Origin of the sequence: Sphingomonas panacis (assembly GCF_001717955.1) — a bacterium.
GTDB lineage: Bacteria > Pseudomonadota > Alphaproteobacteria > Sphingomonadales > Sphingomonadaceae > Sphingomonas > Sphingomonas panacis.
Genome location: NZ_CP014168.1, coordinates 909,171 through 932,737, shown reverse-complemented (window position 1 = coordinate 932,737; position 23,567 = coordinate 909,171). Strand labels below are relative to the sequence as shown.

Sequence of the window (23,567 nt, the reverse complement as noted above, 5' to 3'; positions counted from 1 at the left end):
AAGTGCGCCGATTTACAATCCGCCCGTGGTCAGCATCCCGCCGTCGATAACCAGGCATTGCCCGGTAATATGCGATCCCGCAGCCGATGCGAACAGCAGTGCGGTGCCCGCGATGTCGCCAGGCTCTCCGATGCGGTCAAGCGGCGTGGATGCGCGGATTGCCGCTTCCCTGACCGGGTCTTCATAGAGCGCCTTGGCGAAATCGGTGCGGATGACGCCGGGCGCGATAGCATTGACCCGGATATTGTCGGGGCCTAGCTCCACAGCAAGGTTGCGGACGAGCTGCATATCGGCCGCTTTTGAAATGTGATAAGCGCCAAGAGTGGCGCTTCCGAATAGTCCGCCGATGGACGAAATGACGATGATTGCTCCGTCGCGCTTCTGCTTCATGTCGGGCACGGCCATCTGGATCAACCAGTGGTTGGACAAGACGTTATTTTCGAACACTTTCCGAAAGACATCATCGGCGATCTCCGACATCGGACCGTAAAAGGGATTGCTGGCGGCATTGCAGACAAGGATGTCGATAGGACCAAACACCGAACGCGTTTCATCGACCAACAACTGGAGCGCCACTTTGGACGAGATGCTGGCCGCCTTGGCGTGGGCGCGGACACTGCCGAGGCGGGCGTTGATCTGGGCTGCCACGTCTTCGCAACTGGCCTGATTCCGGCTGGAGATCACGACCCGCGCCCCGGAAGCGGCGAGCGCCTCGGCGATCGATCGTCCAATACCCCTGGTAGATCCCGTCACTATGGCGACTTTGCCCTGAAGCGACATCGATTCAAGCATGATACCTCGCTATGCAATTGACTAACTAATTCCGTTGATCCTATCTGGCACGAATGCCGCGCCAGTAAAAGGGGGGTGTCATTGCCGGGATGAATGCCGCGACGACAAAGCCCTTCAAACGGCGCGCGCGGCGTCGCTCAGCGTTCAAACGGGACTTGTTGGAACGGCACCTCGAGCGATGCTTCCAAGGCGACTACCAAAAGCGAGGGCCGCGAACGTGAATACCAGTTCATCAGCAGCCGGACCGCTTGCCGGGCTCCGGGTGTTGGAGTTTTCCGGCATCGGTCCCGCGCCTTATTGTGCAATGCTGCTTTCGGATCTTGGCGCGGAGGTGTTGCGCGTCGATCGCCCAGGTGACGCCTGGCGTAATCCGATCCTCTACCGCGGACGATCCACCAGTTATCTCGACCTGCGCAGCGAGGAAGGCCTGGAATTTTGCCTCCAGGCGGCGGACCATGCCGATGTTGTCATCGAAGGCTTCCGGCCTGGCGTGATGGAGCGGCTGGGGCTCGGACCTGAAGTCCTGATGGGGCGGAATCCGCGCCTGATCTACGGCCGGATGACCGGGTGGGGCCAGGACGGGCCACTCGCGCAAAGTGCCGGGCACGACATCAATTATCTGGCCATAACGGGCGCCTTGCATGCCATCGGTGTTCCCGACAGGCCCGCCATTCCCCCACTCAATTTGCTGGGGGATTTCGGCGGCGGTTCGCTGTTTCTCGCACTTGGCATTCTGGCCGCAGTACATGAACGTTCGACCTCTGGACGAGGACAGATCATCGATGCCGCGATTGTGGACGGCGTGTCATCACTGCTGGCGATGTTCAAGGGTTTGCAGGACGCTGGCAGGCTGAGCATGGATCGCGGCAGGAACGTTCTGGGCGGCGCGGCGCCCTTCTACCGCTGCTATACCTGTGCCGATGGTCGCGAGATCGCGGTGGGGTCGATCGAGCCTCAATTCTACCGCGAACTACTCGTCCGTATCGGTGCACCGGACCGGTTTCTCGCCGAACAGCACGACGACACCCAATGGAATGAGCAGGCACGCCAGTTGGCCGAGATATTCGAGACCAAACCCGCACAGGAGTGGTGCGAGATTCTGGCTGGAACCGATGCATGTTTTGCGCCGGTCGTGCCGCTGGCTGAGGCCGTCCGGCATCCCCAGATCCGCGCGCGCGGGATCTATGTCGAACAGGACGGTAAGGACCAGCCGGCGCCGGTGCCGCGCTTTTCACGAACACCGGGGGCGATCCAGCCGGAGGGTGTGGGCGTCGATATGTTGCGGCGCTGGATCGAGGGAGGGCCTCGCTGACGGCTCCCAGTCATGACGTTGCGCTGCACTTGACAGTGCAATTGGCTTGACTCGTTCGCGAAAATTGCGGATTGCCGAACAATAAATTGTGTGATTAATTAAACGGGGGTGCGGCCAGCGGTCGCGCCTTGGGATGAGGAGAGCGCGGTGGATTTCCGACTGGCGGACGAGCATCAGATGCTCAAGGATCTCGTGAGTCAGTTCGTTTCGCGAGAACTCATGCCGCTGGAGCAGACCGTACTGGATCGTCATGCGAGCGGCGGCGGGTATGAACTGACCTTAGAAGAGCGGGCGCGCATCGACACGGTATCGCGCGAGATCGGATTGTGGGGGCTCGACGCGCCGGAAGATATCGGCGGCAGCGACCTTCCTCTCGTCGCTATGGTCGGCGTCAACGAGGAAATGGGCAAGACAGTCGTTCCCTATATTCTGCTGCCCGACTCGCCCAATCTCCGAATGCTGAAGGCGGTAGCCAACGAACGGCAGCGCGAAGCCTATCTCGAGCCCTATGTCCGCGGTGAAACCATCTCGGCTATCGGCATTTCGGAACCCGGGGCCGGTTCCGATCCCATGGCGATGTCGACGCGCGCAGTCCCGGACGGTGCCGACTGGATCCTGAACGGACGCAAAATCTGGATATCCCGCGCGGACGTTGCCGATTTCACGATCGTGATGGCGGTCACGGGCAGGGAAGCGAACGGCCGCAACAGCATCTCCGCATTTCTGGTCGATAGCGACACGCCCGGCTATCACGTGCTCCGCAAGATTCCGATGGTCGGCGGTCACCCGACCTTCGAGGTGGTGCTTGAAGATTGCCGCATTCCGGGATGGAAGCTGCTGGGCGAGGTCGGGCAGGGATTTGCGCCGATGCAGTTGCGCCTGGGCACACGGCGCATCGAAATGGCATCCTGGGCTATTGGGATGGCGCAGCGCGCGCTGGACATGATGGTTGAATACGCCGCGCAGCGAAAGACTTTCGGTGTTCGGCTGTCCGAACGGCAGACCATCCAGAACTGGGTTGCCGATTCCGCCGCCAAGATTCACGCGGCCCGTCTGATGACATATCATTGCGCGTGGAAGCTGGACGAGGGCGAGGACGCGCGCCGTGAAATTTCCTTCATCAAATCCCATGCGGTCGAGATGGCTTACGAAACGGCGGATCGGGCGATGCAGACATTCGGCGGGCTGGGCATGACGCATGAGATGCCGTTGGCGTTGATGTGGCAGAAGCTGCGGACGTTCCGCATTTTCGATGGCCCGACCGAAGTCCACAACTGGGTGATCGCGCGCGATATTTTTCGCACCCGGACTTGAAGGATCAGGCCCATGCCAACTGTAATGATCGAAACGCGCGATCATGTCGCAACGTTGCGCTTCAGTGCTCCGCCGCACAATTTCCTGCATCTTGAATCCCTGACCGAAATTGCCGACGCGCTGGCGAAGCTGGATGGCGATTCCGATGTTCGTGCGGTCGTTTTCACCACCGAGGGTCGCGTGTTCTGTGCGGGCGCCGATTTCAGCGGATCAGGCCAGGAAGAGGTGACGCGTGAAAACGTGGGCCAATTCTATGCTCAGGCCGCGCGTATTTTCACGGCCCGCAAGCCCGTCGTTGCCGCAATTCAGGGCGCGGCAATAGGTGCGGGACTCGGTCTGGCGCTCGCCGCCGATTTTCGCGTTGCCACGTCAGAAGCGCGATTTTCCGCCAACTTCGTCAGGCTCGGATTTCACCCCGGCTTTGGCATGAGCCTCTCGCTTGAAGCTGTGGTGGGTCACCAGGCGGCCTCGCTGCTGTTGCTGACGGGGCGGCGCATCGGTGGAGATGAAGCCATGAAGATCGGGCTGGTCGATCAATTGGCGCCGTCCGCGGATCTGTATGCCGCTGCGCACGATCTTGCGGCAGAAATCGCTGGCAACGCGCCGCTGGCGGTTCAGGATACGCGCGCGACGCTTCGCGCCGCGCTTGCCGGTTCGATCAGGCAGGTGACCGATCATGAAGCCTCCATTCAGGGCAGGCACCGCAAATCAGCCGATTTTCTCGAAGGGCTGCAAGCCGCGACGGAGCGCCGCAACCCTGTTTTCATCGGCTCCTGACGTGGGTCATCGCGTCCTCAGCGCGAAGTATTGAACGAAAGCGATAGCACATGAACTTCGAATATTCACCCAAGACCAACGAAATCCTCGACCGCCTTCGCACCTTCATGGGCCGATACATCCATCCCAACGTAGCGCGGTATGAAGAAGAGAGCGCCGCAGGCGAGCGGTGGAAAATTCTGCCTGTCATGGAAGAATTGAAGGTCGCAGCAAAGGCGGAAGGGCTCTGGAACATGTTCGTTCCACCCAGCCACGGCCACGTGGTCGTCAACGACTATCAATTCGAAGGGACGCAACTAACCAATCTGGAATATGCGCCTCTCGCCGAGGAAATGGGCCGGGTGCACTGGGCTTCGGAAGTGTTCAACTGTTCGGCGCCGGACACCGGCAACATGGAAGTCCTGGCGCGCTACGGCACGGCTGAGCAGCAGCAGAAGTGGCTGGTTCCCTTGGCGAACGGAGAGATCCGCTCGGCGTTTCTGATGACCGAGCCGAAGGTGGCTTCATCGGACGCGACCAATATCGCCACGGAAATCCGGCGCGAAGGCGACGAATATGTAATCAATGGCCGTAAGTGGTGGTCGAGTGGTGCGGGTGATCCCCGTTGCAAGATCGCGGTGCTCATGGGCAAAACGGACCCTGATGCTCCCCGCCATCTTCAGCAAAGCCAAATCCTGGTGCCCATGGATACACCAGGCGTCAGGGTCGAGCGCATGCTGCAGGTATTCGGATTCGATCATGCGCCGCATGGCCACGGCGAGGTCGTCCTCGAAAACGTCCGGGTTCCCGTTTCGAACATGATCCTGGGCGAGGGGCGTGGCTTCGAAATCGCACAGGGTCGCCTTGGGCCCGGCCGCATCCACCATTGCATGCGCACGATCGGCACTGCGGAGGTCGCGCTGGAAAAGATGGCACGGCGCCTTGGCGATCGAGTGGCGTTCGGGAAGCGCTTGACGGAATTCAACGTCTGGGAGCAGCGCATTGCAGAGGCCCGGATCGACATTGAAATGACGCGCCTGCTCTGCCTGAAGGCAGCATATATGATGGACACGGCTGGCAACAAGGTTGCCCGGGACGAGATCGCGATGATCAAGGTCGCGGCGCCAAGGATCGCGCTCAAGGTGATCGACGATGCTATCCAAGCCCATGGTGGCGCTGGCGTGTGCCAGGATTTCAGCTTGGCGTTCGATTACGCTCACATTCGCACGTTGAGGCTAGCAGATGGTCCTGACGAGGTTCATTGTCGAACCATCGCTCGCGCTGAATTGGCGAAGTACCGGACGTCATAATGCCGTTACTTGTCAATTAATTGCATGCTTGAACACTATATGGCGAGCCGCTATGTCATAGCTTTTTGGGGAAGGTAGCCCGTGGGTCGGCCAGCGAAATCACATGAGGAGGGGCCGGGAATGGACGTCGGAGCCCGTGAGCAACTTCTCAATGCAGCGGCGGACCTGATGCGGGAGCGGGGCTCCATTGACATCACGCTCACCGAAATCGCGCGTCGAGCGAATATCAATTCGGCCATGGTGAAGTATTATTTCGGCAACAAGGCCGGTATGCTGGTCGAATTGTTGCGGAAGGTGATGCTTCCAGGAATGAAGCAACTCGACCACCTTCTGGGGATGAGTATATCTCCTGAAAAAAAGCTCGAAGTTCATATAAGTGGAATTGCGAACACATATCTCCGCCATCCCTATATCAATGCACTGATGCATCACCTGATTCTGGAGTCTCCGGAAACGTTCGGTGCGGTGATTGACAGGGAATTGAGCCGTCCTGTTGCAGAAGCTCAGCGGCAAATCATGGCAGAAGGTGTAAAGGCTGGAGTGTTCCGGGAGATGGACCCGGTGATTCTGTACCTGATTATCACGGGCACCTGCGACCAGCTGTTCCTGCGCAAGCTGCTGCTGCGAGAATTGCTTGGGGGAGAAAGTCTGAGCGAAGAGAGGCGACGGCAATTTGTCGAAGAATTGTGCAGCATTATTCTCGATGGGATTCGCGTTCGTTAGAACCGTTTGAGGGCGGCAGGATTCGAGCGGCGGGGGCGCAAACGGCGACCGCGCCGATCAACTAACGACGCCATAGCGCGAACCACCACAGCACTCCTGGGACTTCACGGCTTCGTATCGCTATAGGCCGGCGCTCTGCTCGCCAGCGACAGCATCCCTTATGCCGCCGCGTGGTATTGAAAACCAGTCTGAGGGTTAGTGACGCATCGGCGCCGTCCGGCTCCAACTCTGGATCAGCGATTAATCTCATCGACTGGCGGGCTGAAAGGTCTTCTGACAGAGCATGGTGCGACCGAGATCGACCCGAACATGCTCTGAGCGTGCTACTGCAGCCTCATGCGCTTCACCTACCGGCAACGTTGACGTCCGCGAAACGCGCAGACTGCACTTCGTGAAGCCGACCTCCGCCCTGCGCGAGGCGTTCGAGCAGCGCGCATGGCGCATAGGTAACGCCATAGCGTTCCGCCAAAACGCGCAGGCCTGAGACGACGCGGTCCAATCCGATGCTATCTGCCCAGAACATCGGCCCCCCGGTCGCGGCGGGCCAGCCATATCCGAGCATGATCGCTACATCGATGTCGGACGCACGTACCGCGAAGCCTTCCTCAAGGATGCGCGTGGCCTCGTTTACAACCGGAAACAGCTGGTACTCCGCGATCGTCGCGGCCGTCCAGTCGGGCTTGCGGCCGGTCGACAACTTGGCGAGCAGGGCGGCGACCTCTGGTGAAGGAACTGGGACGCGATCGTTGCCGTAATCATAATAGCCACGTCCAGCTTTCTGCCCGACCCGACCAGAGGCGATCAAGGTGCGCAGGATGCCCATGCTATCCTCACCGGTGGGGGTCGAGGCCGCGACTTCCAGGCCGACAAGGTCGGTCATCTGAAACGGACCCATCGGAAACCCGAATGCCACCGATGCTTCGTCGATCTCCTGCGGGGTGAAGCCGTCCAGCAATAAGGTTCCGACAAGCTGGCTGCGCGCGGCCATCGCGCGATTGGCGATGAATCCGGGGCAGTTGCCCGCCAGTACTGGCGTCTTCCCGATCTTCTGGGCGATCTTCAGCGCCGTGACGATCGCCGAACTGGAGGTGAATGCACCGCGGACAATCTCGAGCAGCGGCATGACGTTTGCCGGCGAAAAGAAATGCAGGCCAAGGAAGCGCTCCGGCCGCGAGATTGAGGCGGCGAGCTTGTCGATGTCCAGGAAGGACGTATTGGATGCGATGAGCGCCGTTGGCTTGACGATGCCGGCAATGCTCCGAAACAGGGCCTGCTTGGCATCCATGTGCTCAAAGACCGCCTCGATGACGAGGTCAGCTTCGGCGACGGCGCCGATGTTGATCGTCGGCTCGAGGCGGGTGCGTGCCGCTGCCTGTTTGCTGGAGGTAAGCTGGCCGCGCTTTACCGCGCTGGCGAGATTGCGGTCGACCGCGGCCACACCGCGTTCCAGCGCTTCGGATGATTGCTCGATCAGTGTGACGGCGATTCCAGCCGCCAAAAAGCAAGTTGCGATACCCGTCCCCATCAATCCGCCGCCAATGACCGCCACCGAATCGATAGTCAGAGCAGGCGTCCCGGCCGGGATGTCGGGAACCTTGACGCTATTACGTTCGGCGAAGAACGCATAGCGCCGGGCCGCGGATTGGCTGGATGCGGCGAGCGCGACGAACTGTTCGTGCTCGAACGCGAGCCCAGCTTCGAACGGCATGTTTACCGCAGCCTCGATTGCGCAAATTGCGGCCTCGGGGGCATCGAGCCCTCGCAACACACGCTTGTTCTCGGCGCGAAATCGCTCGAACAGGCCGGGGTCGTGGCGGGCCTCGGCCAAGGCATCGCTCCGGTCGCGTACCGGGACCACGGCATGCTGGGTGTCGAGCTTGCTCTGGAGAAACTGTACAGCACCCCATGCCAAATCCTGTTCGTCCACCAGGCTATCGATCAGACCTAGCACGTGGGCCTGTGAAGCCGGCAGCGGCCGACCGAAGGCGATGACGTCCAGCGCCTTGGCGGCACCGATAATCCGCGGCAGGCGCTGGGTGCCGCCGCCGCCAGGAATGAGGCCGAGATTTACTTCGGGTAAGCCGACCTTGGCTGAAGGGACCGCCACGCGGTAGTGACAAGCGAGCGCCAGTTCGAGACCGCCACCGAACGCGGATCCGTGCATGGCGGCGACCACCGGGGCTGGAGCCTGTTCGATCAGGTCGCCCAATTCGATGAGGTCGGGCCAATCCTTGGCCTTGCCGATTTCCTTGATATCAGCCCCGGCGAAAAACGTCCGCCCCTTGCACAACAGAATGATGCCCCGGACGCCCGGTGTAGCACAGGCATGTTGAAGCGCCCTTCCAAGTTCCGACCGCACCCGGTTTGACAGCGCGTTGACCGGTGGTGAGTCTATGGCGACAATCGCGATACCGTCCCGCCAGGTGATGTCCGCCAGCTTCTTTTCCATGAGTCCCACCCGTTCCACTTCCATCGGCAGATTGTGCGCGTGCGTTGCTTGGCGCGCAGCCGGATAGCGGCCCGCACCCACGCTGTATGTTTGGTGGCAATGCCTCACATCGCGGTGCTTGACAACAAATAATAACTAGCTAGTTAATTGTGACAACGTGTGGGCCGGGCCGATGAAAAAATGAAGCGCATGGCATTCAAGGCAATCCGCTACGAAACCGAGGGTCGGGTTGCCACCATCACCTTGAATTGCCCTGAAAAGCGGAATCCGTTCAACGTTCAGATGCGTCAGGACATGGTTGCCGCGTTCGATCTGGCCGACGCCGATGACGAAGTGCGGGCGATCATCGTCACCGGCGAAGGGCCGGCGTTCTGCGCCGGCGCCGATCTGGGTCCGGGTGGGCGCGAGCAGATGGAGCAGCGATACTCTGCGGTGACGCGGCCCGATGGCACGATCGACTATGCCGCCGAAGCAGGGCGCGATGGCGCGGGCCTGGTCGCGCTGCGGATCTATCGGTGCCTGAAGCCCGTGATCGGTGCGATCAACGGTCCGGCTGTCGGCGCCGGCGCGACCATTACCCTGCCGATGGATGTGCGGGTTGCCGCCGATACAGCGCGGTTCGGCTTTATCTTCTCGCGGATTGGGCTCGTGCCGGAGGGGGCGTCCACCTACTTCCTGCCCCGCCTGATCGGGGTTCCGAAGGCGCTCGACTGGCTCTTTTCCGGCCGATTTGTGTCGGCAGACGACGCCAGGGAGGCGGGTATGGTCCAGCGCATCGTTCCGCCCGGTGAGCTGCTCGCCACCGCGCGGGCAATCGCGCAAGGGTATATCGAGGGTACGTCCGCGGTTTCGATGGCGCTGATCCGCCAGATGATCTGGCGTGGCATCGCCATGACCGATCCGATGGAGGCCCACAAGGTGGAGGCATGGGCCCTGCTGGCGCGCGGGCGTGGTGGCGATTTTGAAGAGTTACGGTCGGCGAGGGGCGAAGGGCGTGGCCCACGGTTCACGGACCGGGTCTCCAACGGCATGCCGGACTTTTTTCCTTGGTGGGTGGACCCGGACTATGCGTGACGCACAAGCTGCAATCGGAGGCGCCGTGACGCCGCCCGATATCGACGAGGCCCGACTGGCGGCTTGGATGGGCGCGCATGTCGACGAGTTTGCCGGTCCTCTGACACTGCATCGCTTCGGAGGCGGCCAATCCAATCCGACCTACCGCGTCGATACCCCGACGCGCAGCTATGTGCTGCGGCGCAAGCCCTTTGGCCAGTTGCTCAAGGGCGCGCATGCTATCGAACGGGAAGCGCGGGTGCTGGAGGCGCTACACGGAAGCGCGGTCCCGGTTCCTCGTCTCCTGGGGCTGTGCACGGAGGACAGCGTCCTGGGCAGCGCATTCTATGTGATGGACCATGTCGTCGGCAGGATCTTCTGGGACACCAGCTTCCCGGAAGTGACCAGAGCCGCGCGCCCGGCCTATTTCGATGCCATGAATACCACGATCGCGGCACTGCACAGCATCGACCCGGCCACGGTCGGTCTGGCGGACTACGGACCAGCCGGGGGATATTTCGATCGCCAGGTCGCACGCCTTTCGCGCCAGTATCGCGAGGACACCGACGCGGGCCGGGCGGCCGACATGGACCGGTTGATCGAATGGTTGGAAGAACATCGCCATATTCCCGACGAGGTCCGGATCGTTCACGGGGACTTTCGCTGCGACAACTTGATCTTCCACCCTTCGGAACCGCGCGTGATCGCTGTTCTCGATTGGGAACTGTCCACGCTCGGTCATCCCTTGGCGGACTTTGCCTATCATCTGGTCATGTACAAGATGCCACCGAAGATCGTTGCCGGCCTGATCGGTTGTGATCTTCAGGCCATGAACATACCGTCCGAGATCGACTATGCGAGCGCTTATTGTCGCCGTGTCGGCCGACCTGACATCACCGCCGAGGATTTGCGCTACCTGACCGCCTTCACAATGTTTCGGATTGCAGGGATCATGCACGGGATCAAAGGACGGATGATCCGCGGCAATGCCGCTTCGGATTCTGCTGCGGCTCGCGTGGCCAGATTACCGGACTTGCTCGCACTTGCCTGCGCGGTTGTTGACGCGCGGGTTTGAAAAGGCCGTTGCCTTTATCACCACGGCGGACTAGCATGAATTAGTCAATCAATTAATATTTGTGGGCGCCAGTCTTCTCGAAAGCGCTGTGCGGCCAAAAGGAGGCGCGGTGGAAGACTTTGCGATGCTGATCGACGGGAAACTGACTCCCGGCCATGGGTCAATAGACGTCCTCAATCCTGCCACCGCACAAGCTTTTGCAAAGGCACCGCATGCATCGCCGGCGCAACTCGACCTGGCAGTCGCGGCAGCGCGCAGGGCCTTTCCAGGCTGGCGTGACACCCCGGTCGAAGATCGCCGCCGAGTGCTTTTGGCAATGGCCGACGTTATCGAGGCGAATGCCGAAGAACTGGGCCGATACTTGACGATGGAGCAGGGTAAGCCTCTGGCAGACGCGATCGGCGAAGCCCGTGCGACGGCAGGCGCTTTCCGAGCTTTTGCAGCGTTTGATCTTCCCGTAAAAGTGATAGAGGATTCGCAATCCCGCCGCGTGGAAGCGCATCGCCGGCCGCTGGGCGTTGTAGCAGCCATCGTACCGTGGAATTTTCCGCTTTCGCTGTTGGCGTTCAAGATGCCGCCGGCGCTGCTGGCGGGCAACACGATGGTAATCAAGCCGGCCGCGACAACCCCGCTGAGCACGTTGCGTATCGGCGCCTTGATCGCCGATATTGCGCCGCCCGGGGTGGTGAACATCATTTCCGACGACAATGACCTTGGCCATCTGTTGTCGGCGCATCCGGATGTCCGAAAGGTTTCATTCACCGGTTCGACGGAAACGGGCCGCAAGGTAATGGCCGGTGCCGCTGCCACGCTCAAGCGCCTCACACTCGAACTGGGCGGAAACGACGCGGCCATTGTGCTGGATGACGTGAATCCACGCGAAGTGGCCGGTGAGATATTTCGGGCTGCCTTTCGCAACAGCGGCCAGATCTGCATCGCCATCAAGCGCGTCTATGCGCACGAATCGATTCATGATGAATTGTGCGATGAAATTGCTCGGCTGGCGAACGAGGCCGTGGTCGGCGATGGACTGGCGGAGGGAGTCCGGTTCGGCCCATTGCAGAACAAAGCGCAATATCATCGCGTGGCCGGGCTGATTGAGGATGCGCGGACGAAGGGCACGATTATTGCTGGCGGTGAACCGCCCGAAGGCCCCGGCTACTTCATCAGACCGACGGTGGTGAAGGATGTCAGCAACGGCGTCCGCGTGGTGGACGAGGAGCAGTTCGGTCCGGTTCTGCCGATCATCAAGTTTTCGGATATCGACGATGCCATAGCAATGGCCAACGACAGTCCCTGGGGGCTGGGTGGCTCGGTCTGGTCAGGCGATTGGCAGCGCGCCGCCGACCTGGCGGGACGCTTTGAATCAGGCACCGTCTGGATCAACCAGCATGGCCATTTGTCGCCCATGATTCCGTTTGGCGGCAGCAAGCAGTCTGGCTTCGGCGTGGAAATGGCGGAAGCGGGGCTTGAAGAATTCACCCAACTGCAGGTCATCAGCGTTCTCCGCTGACGACCTTCGGCAGCGCACCTAGACGATATCCTGGCCGCGCAGCGAAAGCGCCGATGCGACCCAACTAGATCCAAAGAGGTAAGACATGGGTGATGCCCTCATTATCGACGTCTGCCGCACTCCACGCGGTATAGGCAGAGTTGGCAAGGGGGCGTTGGCGTCCTTTCATCCGCAACACCTCGCGGCAACCGTCTTGAGGGCCGTTGTCGAACGGAATGATCTGCGGTCGGAAGATATCGACGATGTCATCTGGGGCGTGTCCACCCAGCAGGGGAAGCAAGGTCGCGACCTTGCTCGCATGGCGGCGCTTTTCGCGGGGTTCGACGAACGCGTGAGCGGAGTGACGCTGGACCGCTTCTGCGGTTCTGGCATCACCGCCGTAAGCTTTGGTGCCGGGCAGATCATGTCCGGCATGGAAGACCTGATCGTGGCCGGCGGGACCGAGATGATGTCCCATGTCGCCGAACTGCGCGCCAGCGATCCGTCTTCGGGCATGCTTGATGCCGGGAACCTCGCATTGCGGCGAATGCGGCCGCAGAGCAATCAGGGTATCTGCGCCGATGCCATTGCCACGTTGGACGGCATTCCGCGCGAGGCGTTGGACGATCTGGCCTATCAGAGCCAACAGCGGGCGGAGGTGGCCATTCGCGAAGGTCGCTTCGACCGGTCGCTGGTTCCGGTACTTGATGAACATGGCGCGATCGCGTTGGATCGTGAGGAATATCCTAGGCCGCAGACGACTCGCGAAGGCCTGGCTGCGCTCAAGCCTTCGTTTGCCGAACTGGCCGATCTCCCGATCGACGCGGACGGGACGACCTTTGGCGGCATGATCCGGCGGGCCTTCCCTGATCTGAAGTTCAATCATGTTCACCATGCGGGAAACTCATCCGGTGTCGTCGATGGCGCCGCCGCCGTGCTGCTGGCATCGCCGGCCTATGCGGCCCGAAACGGCCTGAAGCCGCGTGCCCGTATCCGCGCGATGGCCAATGTCGGCGCTGACCCCACCTTGATGCTCAATGGTCCCGGTCCAGCCGCGCGTAAGGCTCTCGCGAAGGCGGGGCTGACGCTCGACGACATCGATCTGTGGGAAGTGAACGAGGCCTTCGCCATCGTTCCCGAGAAGTTCATCCGCGACCTTGGGGTCGATCGCGAGAAGGTCAACGTCAATGGCGGCGCCATCGCCCTGGGCCATCCGATCGGCTGCACCGGCGCGATTCTGATCGGTACAATCCTCGATGAACTCGAAAGGCGAGATCTCAAGCGCGGCCTCGTGACGATGTGTGCGGCGGGCGGCATGGCGCCCGCCATTGTCATCGAACGCGTGTGATGCGGTGTGCGGCGGGCCACCGCCAGATCCCGCCCCGGACGGCCCGCCCTTGCGAACAGGTTGGCTGCCGAGACGACACGACACGTGTGAGAATGCAACCGGAGAGGTGATGAAATGGCCGATGGAGATGGTGCATTCCCCGCCGCGAAGACGTTCACGGACGTGCCGGGAGCCGACGGGGCTCACATCACCTTTTGTCGGCTATGCGAATCGCTTTGCGGGATGATCGCCGATGTTTCGGGTGGGCGCATTGTGAAGGTCCGTCCCGATCGCGACCATGTGACGTCAGAAGGGCATATCTGCCTGAAAGGTCCAGCGATGGCCTCGATCACCCACGATCCGGAACGGATATTGACCCCGCTCCGGCGAAAGGGAGCGGCCGGGGACTTCGAGCCCGTTTCCTGGGATGAGGCGCTTGACGATATCGCATCGCGCCTGAAGGCGGTGACGGCGGCGGGCGGCCCCGGCGCGATCGGCACCTACACCGGGAATCCGGCCGCGTTCGGCACTTTGCGCTATGGCTATTCCAGCATGTTCGGACGGGCGCTAGACCCGGTTTCCAAGGCGTTCAGCGTCACGCATACTGACGGCGCGGCGAAAGTTCTGGCACAGGAATTCCTCTATGGAGGCGTGGCGCCCTTCACCTTTCCCGACTTGCCGGGATGTGATTTTCTGATCCTGATCGGTGCAAATCCGGTCATTTCACATATGTCGCTGATCACCGAACCAAGGGCGCGCAAATATCTGGATGAAATCCACGCGCGCGGGGCGGTTGTTGTGGTCGATCCGCGAAAAACCGAAACGGCGCGGTTATTCGAGCACGTGCCCATTCGCCCCGACAGCGACGCCTGGCTGTTGGCGTCGATGGTGCAGCACATCTTCGCCAGCGGCCTTGAGGACCGCGACGTGGTTGAGCAGCGCTGCACAGGCGCATCCGAATTGCGCGTGGCTATCGCCGGGATAACGCCCGAACTGGCTTCCGCCCGTTGCGGCATTCCGGCCGAGCAGATCAGGACGCTGGCCGAGCGCTTCGCCGGCGCCCGCACCGCCGCAATCTACGGGCGTCTTGGCGTCTGTCGCGGCAGCTTTGCGACGCTCACCAACGTCATGATCGAGACGTTGAACGTCATCACCGGTCGGTTCGGCGCGCCCGGAGGATGGGTTTCCGGCGTGTCCCCGATCGACGGCGAAGATGGCCCGCCCGTTTATCCAGCCTATGGCGCCACTCGCACTCGAATCGGCGATCTCCCCTCGCTGATGGGGACGACTTCCGGGGGAACTCTGGCCAAAGACATCACCACGCCGGGGCCTGGCCAGTTGCGCGCGTTGTTCATCGACTCTGGCAATCCGGTCAGCTCCTATCCCGGCGGGGATCGGCTTGCCGACGCGCTGGAACAACTCGACCTGCTCGTGTCGCTCGATCTCTACGTTACGGAAACAAGCCGTCACGCCCATTACATTTTGCCGGCGATGACCTTCTTCGAGCGCGATGACCTTACCCAGATGTGGGCTTCTAACGCGCCGCGCCCTTGGGTGCAGTATGTCCCCGCCGTGCTTCCGCCGCAGGGCGAGGCGCGTCTTGAATATGACGTCTATGATGCGATTCTCGAGCGCATGGGCCATCCCGGCATATTTGCAGCCCGCGGCACTCCCGATCAGGCCCGCCCGGCCCTGATGGATGTAGTCGACCACGCTGTCCGCGCCGGAGTTTACGGCGATCGTTTCGGTGAGCGACCCGAAGGTCTAACGCTCGAGCGCCTTCAGCGGGAGTTTCCCCATGGCAAGCGGGTGGCCGAGCGGGTCGACGCCGCCGCTTCATGGAAGCGCGTGCGCACACCCGACGGCAAGGTGCGGCTTTTACACACTGTGACCGAAAAGGAACTTGCCCGCCTTCAGGCTGAGCCGAGCCCGGCCAGCGACGTGCTTCTGCTGATCGGCAGGCGCAAGCTGGGTTCGATGAACAGTTGGATGCACAATGTCGAGCGGCTGGTGCGCTCGGACCGGCCAACCCTGCTGATCAACCCCCACGATGCCCGCAACCGGCAGATCCGCGACGGAGACAAGGTCATCGTCAGCAGCGCCTCGGGCAGTGTCGAAGTTGAGGTAGAGATATCCGACGAAATCTCTGCAGGCACCGTCAGCTATCCGCACGGTTGGGGCAACAAGGGAGGCTGGAGCCGTGCCGCTTCACTGCCGGGCGTCAATATCAACCTGCTCACGTCGTCACGAGTCGAGGATTTCGAGCAAGTCTCCGGTATCGTTCATCTGGATGGCGTGAAGGTTACCGTTTCGGCGGCCTGATAGGTCTGATGCGGGCACGGGCGGGCCGATATGCGCGGCCCGCCAGGCGCCGCGCAAGCCGTTGCGCACCGGACGATAAGCCGACATGCGCGACGGCGCCCGCACTTCAGTTCAGCGCATTGAGCGACTCCCAGTCGGCTACTGCCGAACAGTTCCTCCGGGCCAGCGCCAGAAGTAAGGCGTCGGATGCCGGCGTGGATACGATATTGTAGGATGATGCCACGGTATAGGCGAGGCCTGACACGGCGTTCAGTCGGTGGGCCGCCAGAGCCACGTCATCCGTGTACTGCGGGTCCACCGCGCGCAAGGTTGCAGCATGGCGGCGGATCAGGCGCATCTCGCAGGACCGGCGATCGGTCGGGCTCAGGCTACCGGTCAGGAAATAGGCGACATCCATCTGGGGATCGCCAAGCCGCGCCAGTTGCCAGTCGATCAGGTAGGCGCTTGGTGTGCCATCTTCATTCGCCGCGAACATCACATTGTCCACGCGCGGATCGCCGTGAAGCAACGTAACGAATTTCGGGCGAAGGTCGCACCAGCGCGCAATTAGCGGTGAGAATCCTTCGATGATGGCGAATTCTTCGGCGCTAAGCTGCCCCGAAAACCGCTCATGAAAGGCCAGTATACCCGCGTTATAGGCCGCTTCCAGCTCTGGTGCGCCCAGGACATGTTCAATCCCCCAATCGATTTGGCCAAGCCGTTCCGAGTTGAGGAAATGCGCGTGCAGGCGTGCGAGCTGATCGATCACCGCCTCCGCTTCAGCGGCGTTGCAGCCCTTCACCTGGTCGCCGGGAACGAAATCTTTGCCCAGGTCTTCAAGAACCAGGTTGACCTTGGTGCCCGCTCCCCCCGTTTCGGCATAATAGAGGCGCGGGGTCTGCACCGGTGGGTCCATTCCGAACAGGCCGTACACGGCCGCCTCGCGCGGATAATAGCCTAGCTTTTCGGCCATGCCGCCGGGCCTGGGTGTTTTAGGGTGAAATTTGGCGATCAACGACGTGGGCGCGGTTTGGCTGGGAATATTGTAGTTGATGTGCACGCGGGCGGTCGCACTGACGTTGCCGGTGCTCACCGGCTCCAGCCTGGCCAGCGTTACCAGCGGAACCTGGACGCAGGCATGCGCGAACACGCGTTGAACCCAGCCCGGCGTGATGTGTTCGAGTGTTTCCAGCATTTCGGGCGGAGGTAGGTCGTCTGGCACGCCGGGATCGCCCTCTACCCCCCAGAACCCGTCCATGTAACTGGAATTCCAGCAATCCATGAAGCGCCCGTCCACAATCCTGAACACTTCGATGCCGCAACGTTCGATGCGCGGGCCTTTGCGGGTATGGGCGTTCCACACCGACACCGCGCAATCATCGTCCGCTATCAGGACCTCGTGCGTGAAGAAGGGGGCTTGGAGTTCGAACCGGTGCTTGATCCGTGCGATCTGCTCGTCATGGCTCAGTCTGGTCACGCAGCCGGGATCGTGCCGGACAATCGGATCGTGACACAGTTCGCGGACCATATCCGCTTCGCCCTGATTCCAGACCCGATCCCAGTAAAGCTCAATCAGTTCGCGTGGCGTTCTCATGGTAATATTCCTAAAATGCCGACGACCAAAAATGGCGGATCTGTGCCGTCCCGCTCCATGGCTCGGGTGATTTTCCTAGCTTCCGTGATATACCGGAGGTCGCTTCTCGACGAAGGCCGCCAGGCCCTCGCGGAAATCCGCGTGCTGGCCCGACAAGAACTGGTTGCGGTTTTCCATTGCCAGCACCGCGGCAAGTGAGGGCGCGTCGATTGAGGTGTTGAGGCAGTCCTTGGTCAGCCGCAGGCCCATCGGTGTCGCGCGAAGCATGTCCTGGATATACGGCTCGGCGGCCTCGATCAGCGCATCGTCAGGGACCACTTCGGAAACAAGACCGGTCGCCAGCGCCCTGCGCGCAGTGATGAATCGGCCCGTCAGCAGGAGTTCGGAAGCGAGCGAGGCGCCAACCAACCGGGGCAGGAAGTAGCTGACACCCATGTCGCAGGCTGAAAGCCCGAGCCTGATGAAAGCCGCGTTCATGCGCGCCGATTCGCCCGCGATACGAATATCCGACGCGAGAGCAAAGGCGAAGCCACCCCCGCAAGCGGCCCCCTGGACAAGCGCGATGATCGGCTGCGGGCAGCGCCGCATCCTGGAATAGACCTCCGCGAGATAGCCCTGCAGGCCGAAGCCTCCGCCGAATGGCGCTGAACCGGAATGGTCCGCCGCCTCCTTGATGTCCCGGCCGGCGCAGAAGGCCCGACCGGCACCCCGCATCACGATGATCCGGCAGTCACGATCCTGATAAAGAGTATCGAAATAATGATGCAGCTCAGCCACCATCTGCGTGGTGATCGCATTCAGCGAGCCGGGACGGTTCAGTGTGAGCCACTGGACCGGTCCGCGCGTCTCGACTGTCAGAGTTTCATAGGAATGCTGCATGACTGCGGGCCCCCTGGTCGTGCGCGACCATCATCCTACCTGCGGTGTGCTCGAATCTCCCAGATGCGCGCCGCCGTCGCAATCGAGAATGGTTCCGGTAATGTAACTGGCCGAAGCACTGCACAGGAACACCGCTGCTTCGGCGATTTCATGTCCATGAGCGTAGCGGCGCATTGGAATGCGGGACGACAGGCGCTGGACCGCCTCTTCGGTGGAGGTGAGCCGCGCCATACCTTCGGTCCCCGCTACGGGGCCTGGCGCCAGACCGTTCACGCGAACGCCGGTCGGTCCCCATTCCATGGCGAGCACGCGGACGAGGTGATTGATCCCTGCCTTGGCCGCGCAGGCGTGCGATTGCCCGACCAGCGGCACCGTTGCCTGGCCCGCACTCAGGGTGATTAGGGACGCCCCCGGACGGCGTAAGAAGTCATAGCACGCGCGGAAAACGTTGAAGGTGCCGATGAGGTCAATATCGATTACGGCCTTGAATCCATTCGCCGACATGTCCAGGGCAGGGGCAACGAAATTGCCGGCTGCGCCGGATACGACGATATCCAATCCGCCGAATGCGTCGGAAGCCCGCCTGAGCGACTCCTGCGTCGCGGCGTAATCACGAACGTCGCTCGCCAGCGCCATGGCGCCTCTGCCCAGCGTATCCGCAGCGGCGTGCGCCTTCTCCGGATTGCGGCCAAGCACGGCCACGCGTGCGCCGAGCTCGCTCATGCGCAGGGCGATAGCGAGGTTCACACCGCTTGTTCCGCCCGCCACAAACGCCGTTTTGCCATCCAGCAAGCCATCGGGAAATGCGCTAATCAATGTTACCCCCAAAAACCCGTTATTGCGCAGGTGCCAAGTTTGGTCCTCTAGCAGCTAGACGGGCCACAATCAATCATACAATTAAGTCGAGGCGGTGGTTGATTGAGTCCGCTCGGGTATCCAATTGACCGATTAATTGCGTTAGGTTAGCATTTCGCCTCCCGTTCGAACGCTACTTCGCTGCGGAAGCCGAGCGTATGGGAGTGGATGAAAGCATTGAAGGTGCACCGGACGGCACCGGGCTCCGGCGACAGAGTTGGCTTGTCCGCCCGTGACGCAGATTCCTGCGATCCAGCGGGAAATTTTTCGGTCTCGCGGCAGTGGCAGCGGAGTCTGCTCGGCAGCAGGCGGCTGCTTGCTGATTTGGGCGACAGGATGCTTGTATGTGATCGAGAAAGTAGCTAATTAATTAGCTAAGGCCCGGACAGGTTGCTGTCGATGAACAAGAGGAGCGGTATGAAGTTGAATTCGGCAATTTCGGCGGTTGTAACCGGCGGTGCGTCCGGCATGGGCGAGGCCGTCTCCATCCGACTGGCGAGTCATGGCGTTCGTGTGGCCATATTCGATCTGAACGAGGAGCGGGGCGCGGCGCTTGCCAAGCAGATCGGCGGCGTATTCTGTCGCGTGAACGTTACGTCTGATGATGAGGTAGCGGCAGGCTTCGAGCGCGCGCGTATTGCGCATGGTCAGGAGCGTATCCTGATCAACTGCGCCGGAGTTGGTGGTGGCGCCGCGCGTACCGCCTCGATGGACCGCAAGACCGGAATTCCTCGGGAATACCCCTTGTCCAACTTCTATCGTATTATCGAAGTGAATCTCGTCGGGACGTTCCGCTGCATAACCAAGAGCGCCGCAGGCATGCTGACGCTGGATCCGCTCGAGAGCGGCGAGCGCGGGGCGATTGTTAACACTGCGTCGATCGCCGCCCAGGACGGCCAGATCGGGCAAGTCGCCTATGCTGCTTCGAAGGCCGGCGTTGTTGGCATGACGCTGCCGATCGCGCGCGATCTGGGCGATGCCGGCATTCGCGTCAACACCATCCTTCCCGGCGTCTTCGAGACTCCGATGATGGCGCCTGCTCCGCAGGCGATGATCGACAACCTTCTGGCAACCACGCCGTTTCCGCGACGCCCGGGCAAGGCAGACGAATTCGCCCAGCTCGCCGAAACGATGATTACCTGCGGCTATTTGAACGCTGAGCATGTGCGATTGGACGGTGGCACCCGTTTCCAGCCGCGGTGACTGGTGCATTCCGCTTGATCGTCGCCCGGGGGAGGTCGGCGTCAGGTTGGAGAAAGCACATGTTCTATTGGGGTGGGCCTAGGGCTCCGGGCATGATTGAAGGAATCTTGGCGCATGGATGACTATAGCGACTACCGGGGAATCGTGAGCGGCCAGCGCCATCGCAGCCACGAAGACGTTACGCTGAACGCGCAGCGTATCGCGGGCGGACTGCAACGCAGCGGAGTCACGGTGGGTGATTGCGTGTGCGTGCTCATGCGCAATGACATCGCTTTCCTCGAAGCCTCATATGGAGCCGCACAGCTTGGGGCTTACGTGGTGCCGGTCAACTCGCACCTTGGTCCGGATGAGGTGGCCTACATTCTCAATGATTCCGGTGCTGCGGTTCTTATCGGGCATTCTGACCTGCTTCATCGGCTTGCTGAGGTGGTTCAACCGTCGTTGAAGGTGATCAGCGTTCCGACGCCGGCTGAGATCGTTGAGGCTTACAGGCTCGATCCGTTGCTTCTTGGCGCGCCTTCCTTCGCGATCGATTTCGACGATTGGCTGCACGATCAGGCTCCCTTGGAGCTTGCGGCTGAGCGTGCGCCGCAAAGTATGGTCTATACATCGGGTACGACGGGCGCTCCCAAAGGGGTGCGCCGTATGGCGCCAACGCCTGAACAGGCCGCCGCCCTCGCGGTGTCCCGCGCCAACTTTGGCGTAAAACCCGGCGTCAGGATGCTGCTGCCGGGGCCATTGTATCACTCCGCCCCGAATTCCTTTGCACTTTCGGCGGGGCGCCACGGCGGCGTTGTCGTGATGATGCCGAGATTCGATGCCGAAGAGATGTTGAAGATTATCGCATCCTATCGCATCGACACGATTTTCATGGTTCCCACCATGTTCATCCGACTCCTCGGTTTGCCGGAGGACGTGCGCAAGCGTTACGACGTCAGCTCGCTCAAGACCGTGGTTCACGCGGCGGCACCCTGTCCGGTTAGCGTCAAGAACGAGATGATGGCGTGGTGGGGTCCTGTAATTTACGAATTCTATGGCTCGACCGAGGCGGGCGCCGTCACACTCTCCGGACCGGATGACTGGAATGCGAGACCGGGTACTGTCGGCAAAGCGCTTACGGGCGTTCATATACGGATATTGGATGAAGGCGGCCAGATCTTGCCCGCAGGGCACGTCGGCGAGATCTACACGAAGGTCGATGGTGCGCCCGATTTCACCTATCACAACAAACCCGAGAAACGCCTTCAGGCTGATCGTGACGGGTTCGTAACATCGGGTGACGTTGGGTATATCGACAATGACGGCTACCTGTTCATCAGCGACCGCAAAAGCGACATGGTGATTTCTGGTGGGGTCAACATCTACCCGGCCGAAATCGAGGCGGTGCTTCAAGACTTGCCCGGCGTGCGTGACTGTGCCGTATTCGGTGTCCCCGACGAGGAGTTCGGCGAATCGCTGATGGCCATGGTCGAACCGGAAGCCGGGGTGGCGCTTGATACCGGCGCCTTGCGCAAACAGCTTCGCGGGTTGCTCGCCGGCTACAAGGTGCCGAAGGTGGTCGAGATCCGCCATGACCTGCCGCGCGAGGATTCTGGCAAGATCTTCAAGCGCAAGTTGCGGGATCCTTACTGGGCCGCAGCAAACCGCTCGATCTGATCCGGTCGCAAGGGGAACTCGTCACATGCAGCCAGCCGTCGTCTGCCGTTGGCAAAATGTGCAGCGGCAATGCGGCTGTACATGGACAGGAAAGCGATCGGTCGGATGGCGCCGGAAATGCAGCAATGTGGCGATTTACGGCAGCAGGTCTGGCTCATCGTCTTGAAGGAAAGATGCGAATGATCGGCTACATCATGATCGGCACCAACGATCTCCCGCGGGCGACGGCGTTCTACGATGAGGTGCTGCGGCCTCTGGGGGCCAAGCACGGGCTCTCGAGCCATCGCATGCAGAGCTATAATCTCGGCGGCGGCGCTGCGCTGGGGGTGTGCCTGCCATACGATGGCAGGACGGCAACGCACGGCAACGGCAACATGTACGCACTGATGGCGCTCTCGCAGGACTTGGTTCGCGAGGTCCATGCTCTGGCGATTGCCGCCGGCGGGCAATGCGAAGGCCCTCCAGGCCTCCGCCGAGAGGCGGTGACCGCGAACTTCTATGGCAGTTACTTTCGCGATCTCGATGGCAACAAGGTGTGTGTGTTTACGCGATCCTGACAGGCCTTCATGCGATTTGCGCGGCACCGATGAACTCTGGGCCGACTGCCCAACGGTAGCGAGTGCGATGCATCTATCATGCAACAACAAGGGCGACGAACATGGCAGACAATCTTTCGCTGGCTGATCTAACGGATCGTGTCGCCCTGGTTACCGGCGCGGCAACAGGTATCGGCAAGGAGACCAGCGAGGTTCTGGTCCGGCTAGGCGCCCGCGTGGTGGCGACGGACCTGAACGGAGATGCCGTTGCAGCGGCATTCGCAGATTGTGACCGGGTCATCACCGCGCAGCACGATGTTGCCTCGCCAGAGGATTGGGACCGGGTCTTCGAAATCGTGGCGGAATGTGGTCGGCTCGATATTCTGGTCAACAACGCCGGCATCATGACGGCCGCGCCGTTCCTGGAGACGAGTCTGGAGGACTTCAGGCTCCAGAACCAGATCAACGTCGAGGGGCCGTTCCTGGGGATGCAGCGAGCGGTTCCGGTCATGCTCCGGAGCATTGCCGAACATGGCGCCATGCCCTCGATCATCAATCTCGGGTCGATCTATGGTAAGGTCGCGGGCGGCAGGTTTTCCGCATACAGCGCAGGAAAGGCGGCGGTCGCGATGATGTCGAAGGCAATCGCCAACGAGGTTGCTGCATTTGGGATACGAGTCAATTCGGTGCTGCCCGGGCCCACAATGACCAACCTGTTCGCAAACCATCCGCCCGAACGGGACCAGAACGGTGATATCATCCCCTATGACGCGATCAAGGCGCGGATGATGGAAAAAATACCGGCGAAACGCGTAGGCATGCCCTCTGACATCGCCTCGGTCATTGCGTTCCTGGCCAGCGACGCCGCCGGCTATGTGACCGGGACCGATATCCTCGTGGACGGCGGTTACACTGCGATCTGACGCTTTGCCCGCAGGTC

General features: G+C 61.3%; 19 protein-coding genes. 14 read left to right on the top strand and 5 right to left on the bottom strand.

The window, feature by feature from the left end:
- Positions 1-12: 12 nt before the first annotated feature.
- Positions 13-792, bottom strand: a complete 780-nt coding sequence (locus tag J0A91_RS04275; protein WP_069203869.1) for an SDR family oxidoreductase — start codon at positions 790-792, stop codon at positions 13-15.
- Between the two features lie 217 nt (positions 793-1,009).
- Here J0A91_RS04275 and J0A91_RS04270 point away from each other — a divergent pair, with 217 nt between their 5' ends.
- The 5 genes from J0A91_RS04270 to J0A91_RS04250 all read left to right on the top strand — a co-directional run bounded on the left by J0A91_RS04270 (position 1,010) and on the right by J0A91_RS04250 (position 6,207).
- Positions 1,010-2,104 (top strand): CaiB/BaiF CoA transferase family protein, encoded by a 1,095-nt coding sequence (locus J0A91_RS04270; protein WP_240502196.1) that lies wholly within the window; start codon positions 1,010-1,012, stop codon positions 2,102-2,104.
- Positions 2,105-2,251: 147 nt separating this feature from the next.
- Entirely contained in the window at positions 2,252-3,418 is a 1,167-nt protein-coding gene (locus J0A91_RS04265; protein WP_069207023.1) for an acyl-CoA dehydrogenase family protein, read from the top strand.
- A gap of 24 nt (positions 3,419-3,442) precedes the next feature.
- Positions 3,443-4,195 carry an enoyl-CoA hydratase/isomerase family protein gene (locus J0A91_RS04260; RefSeq protein WP_240502195.1) on the top strand — a complete coding sequence of 251 codons (753 nt, stop codon included), beginning with the start codon at positions 3,443-3,445 and terminating at the stop codon, positions 4,193-4,195.
- Between the two features lie 107 nt (positions 4,196-4,302).
- Entirely contained in the window at positions 4,303-5,484 is a 1,182-nt protein-coding gene (locus J0A91_RS04255) for an acyl-CoA dehydrogenase family protein (protein ID WP_420852826.1), read from the top strand.
- A 120-nt stretch (positions 5,485-5,604) separates the two neighbouring features.
- Positions 5,605-6,207: a TetR family transcriptional regulator gene (locus J0A91_RS04250; RefSeq protein WP_069203865.1), complete on the top strand. Its 603-nt coding sequence runs from the start codon at positions 5,605-5,607 to the stop codon at positions 6,205-6,207.
- A gap of 343 nt (positions 6,208-6,550) precedes the next feature.
- Here the strand turns inward: J0A91_RS04250 and J0A91_RS04245 are convergent, their stop codons facing one another.
- Positions 6,551-8,656 (bottom strand): 3-hydroxyacyl-CoA dehydrogenase NAD-binding domain-containing protein, encoded by a 2,106-nt coding sequence (locus J0A91_RS04245; protein ID WP_069207022.1) that lies wholly within the window; start codon positions 8,654-8,656, stop codon positions 6,551-6,553.
- Positions 8,657-8,836: 180 nt separating this feature from the next.
- On the opposite strand from J0A91_RS04245, the gene J0A91_RS04240 reads away from it, so the two are divergent.
- The 5 genes from J0A91_RS04240 (at position 8,837) to J0A91_RS04220 (ending at position 15,925) form a co-directional block, all read left to right on the top strand.
- Positions 8,837-9,730 (top strand): enoyl-CoA hydratase-related protein, encoded by an 894-nt coding sequence (locus J0A91_RS04240; RefSeq protein ID WP_338056962.1) that lies wholly within the window; start codon positions 8,837-8,839, stop codon positions 9,728-9,730.
- Positions 9,723-10,784: a phosphotransferase family protein gene (locus tag J0A91_RS04235; protein WP_069203864.1), complete on the top strand. Its 1,062-nt coding sequence runs from the start codon at positions 9,723-9,725 to the stop codon at positions 10,782-10,784. Before J0A91_RS04240 ends, J0A91_RS04235 begins: the two co-directional genes overlap by 8 nt.
- Before the next feature lie 109 nt (positions 10,785-10,893).
- Entirely contained in the window at positions 10,894-12,297 is a 1,404-nt protein-coding gene (locus J0A91_RS04230; protein WP_069203863.1) for an aldehyde dehydrogenase family protein, read from the top strand.
- An 85-nt stretch (positions 12,298-12,382) separates the two neighbouring features.
- Positions 12,383-13,624, top strand: coding sequence for an acetyl-CoA C-acetyltransferase (locus J0A91_RS04225; protein WP_069203862.1), 1,242 nt, complete (start codon positions 12,383-12,385; stop codon positions 13,622-13,624).
- A gap of 114 nt (positions 13,625-13,738) precedes the next feature.
- Positions 13,739-15,925 carry a molybdopterin-containing oxidoreductase family protein gene (locus J0A91_RS04220; protein ID WP_083224499.1) on the top strand — a complete coding sequence of 729 codons (2,187 nt, stop codon included), beginning with the start codon at positions 13,739-13,741 and terminating at the stop codon, positions 15,923-15,925.
- A gap of 106 nt (positions 15,926-16,031) precedes the next feature.
- Here the strand turns inward: J0A91_RS04220 and J0A91_RS04215 are convergent, their stop codons facing one another.
- The 3 genes from J0A91_RS04215 to J0A91_RS04205 all read right to left on the bottom strand — a co-directional run bounded on the left by J0A91_RS04215 (position 16,032) and on the right by J0A91_RS04205 (position 19,193).
- Positions 16,032-17,498, bottom strand: coding sequence for a phosphotransferase (locus tag J0A91_RS04215; RefSeq protein ID WP_069203861.1), 1,467 nt, complete (start codon positions 17,496-17,498; stop codon positions 16,032-16,034).
- 75 nt (positions 17,499-17,573) lie between these two features.
- The gene (locus J0A91_RS04210; protein ID WP_069203860.1) at positions 17,574-18,377 is read right to left on the bottom strand and encodes an enoyl-CoA hydratase/isomerase family protein; all 804 of its coding nucleotides are present in this window, start codon (positions 18,375-18,377) and stop codon (positions 17,574-17,576) included.
- Between the two features lie 30 nt (positions 18,378-18,407).
- Positions 18,408-19,193 (bottom strand): SDR family oxidoreductase, encoded by a 786-nt coding sequence (locus tag J0A91_RS04205; protein ID WP_476749571.1) that lies wholly within the window; start codon positions 19,191-19,193, stop codon positions 18,408-18,410.
- A 456-nt stretch (positions 19,194-19,649) separates the two neighbouring features.
- Between J0A91_RS04205 and J0A91_RS04200 the strand changes: the two genes are divergently transcribed.
- The 4 genes from J0A91_RS04200 (at position 19,650) to J0A91_RS04185 (ending at position 23,550) form a co-directional block, all read left to right on the top strand.
- Complete coding sequence (locus J0A91_RS04200) at positions 19,650-20,435, top strand: SDR family NAD(P)-dependent oxidoreductase (RefSeq protein ID WP_069203859.1); 786 nt, start codon at positions 19,650-19,652, stop codon at positions 20,433-20,435.
- A 114-nt stretch (positions 20,436-20,549) separates the two neighbouring features.
- On the top strand, positions 20,550-22,091 hold the full coding sequence (locus J0A91_RS04195) for an acyl-CoA synthetase (RefSeq protein WP_069203858.1): 1,542 nt from the start codon (positions 20,550-20,552) through the stop codon (positions 22,089-22,091).
- Between the two features lie 179 nt (positions 22,092-22,270).
- Positions 22,271-22,648: a VOC family protein gene (locus J0A91_RS04190; protein WP_069203857.1), complete on the top strand. Its 378-nt coding sequence runs from the start codon at positions 22,271-22,273 to the stop codon at positions 22,646-22,648.
- Between the two features lie 101 nt (positions 22,649-22,749).
- Positions 22,750-23,550: an SDR family NAD(P)-dependent oxidoreductase gene (locus J0A91_RS04185; protein ID WP_069203856.1), complete on the top strand. Its 801-nt coding sequence runs from the start codon at positions 22,750-22,752 to the stop codon at positions 23,548-23,550.
- The last annotated feature ends 17 nt before the right edge of the window (positions 23,551-23,567 follow it).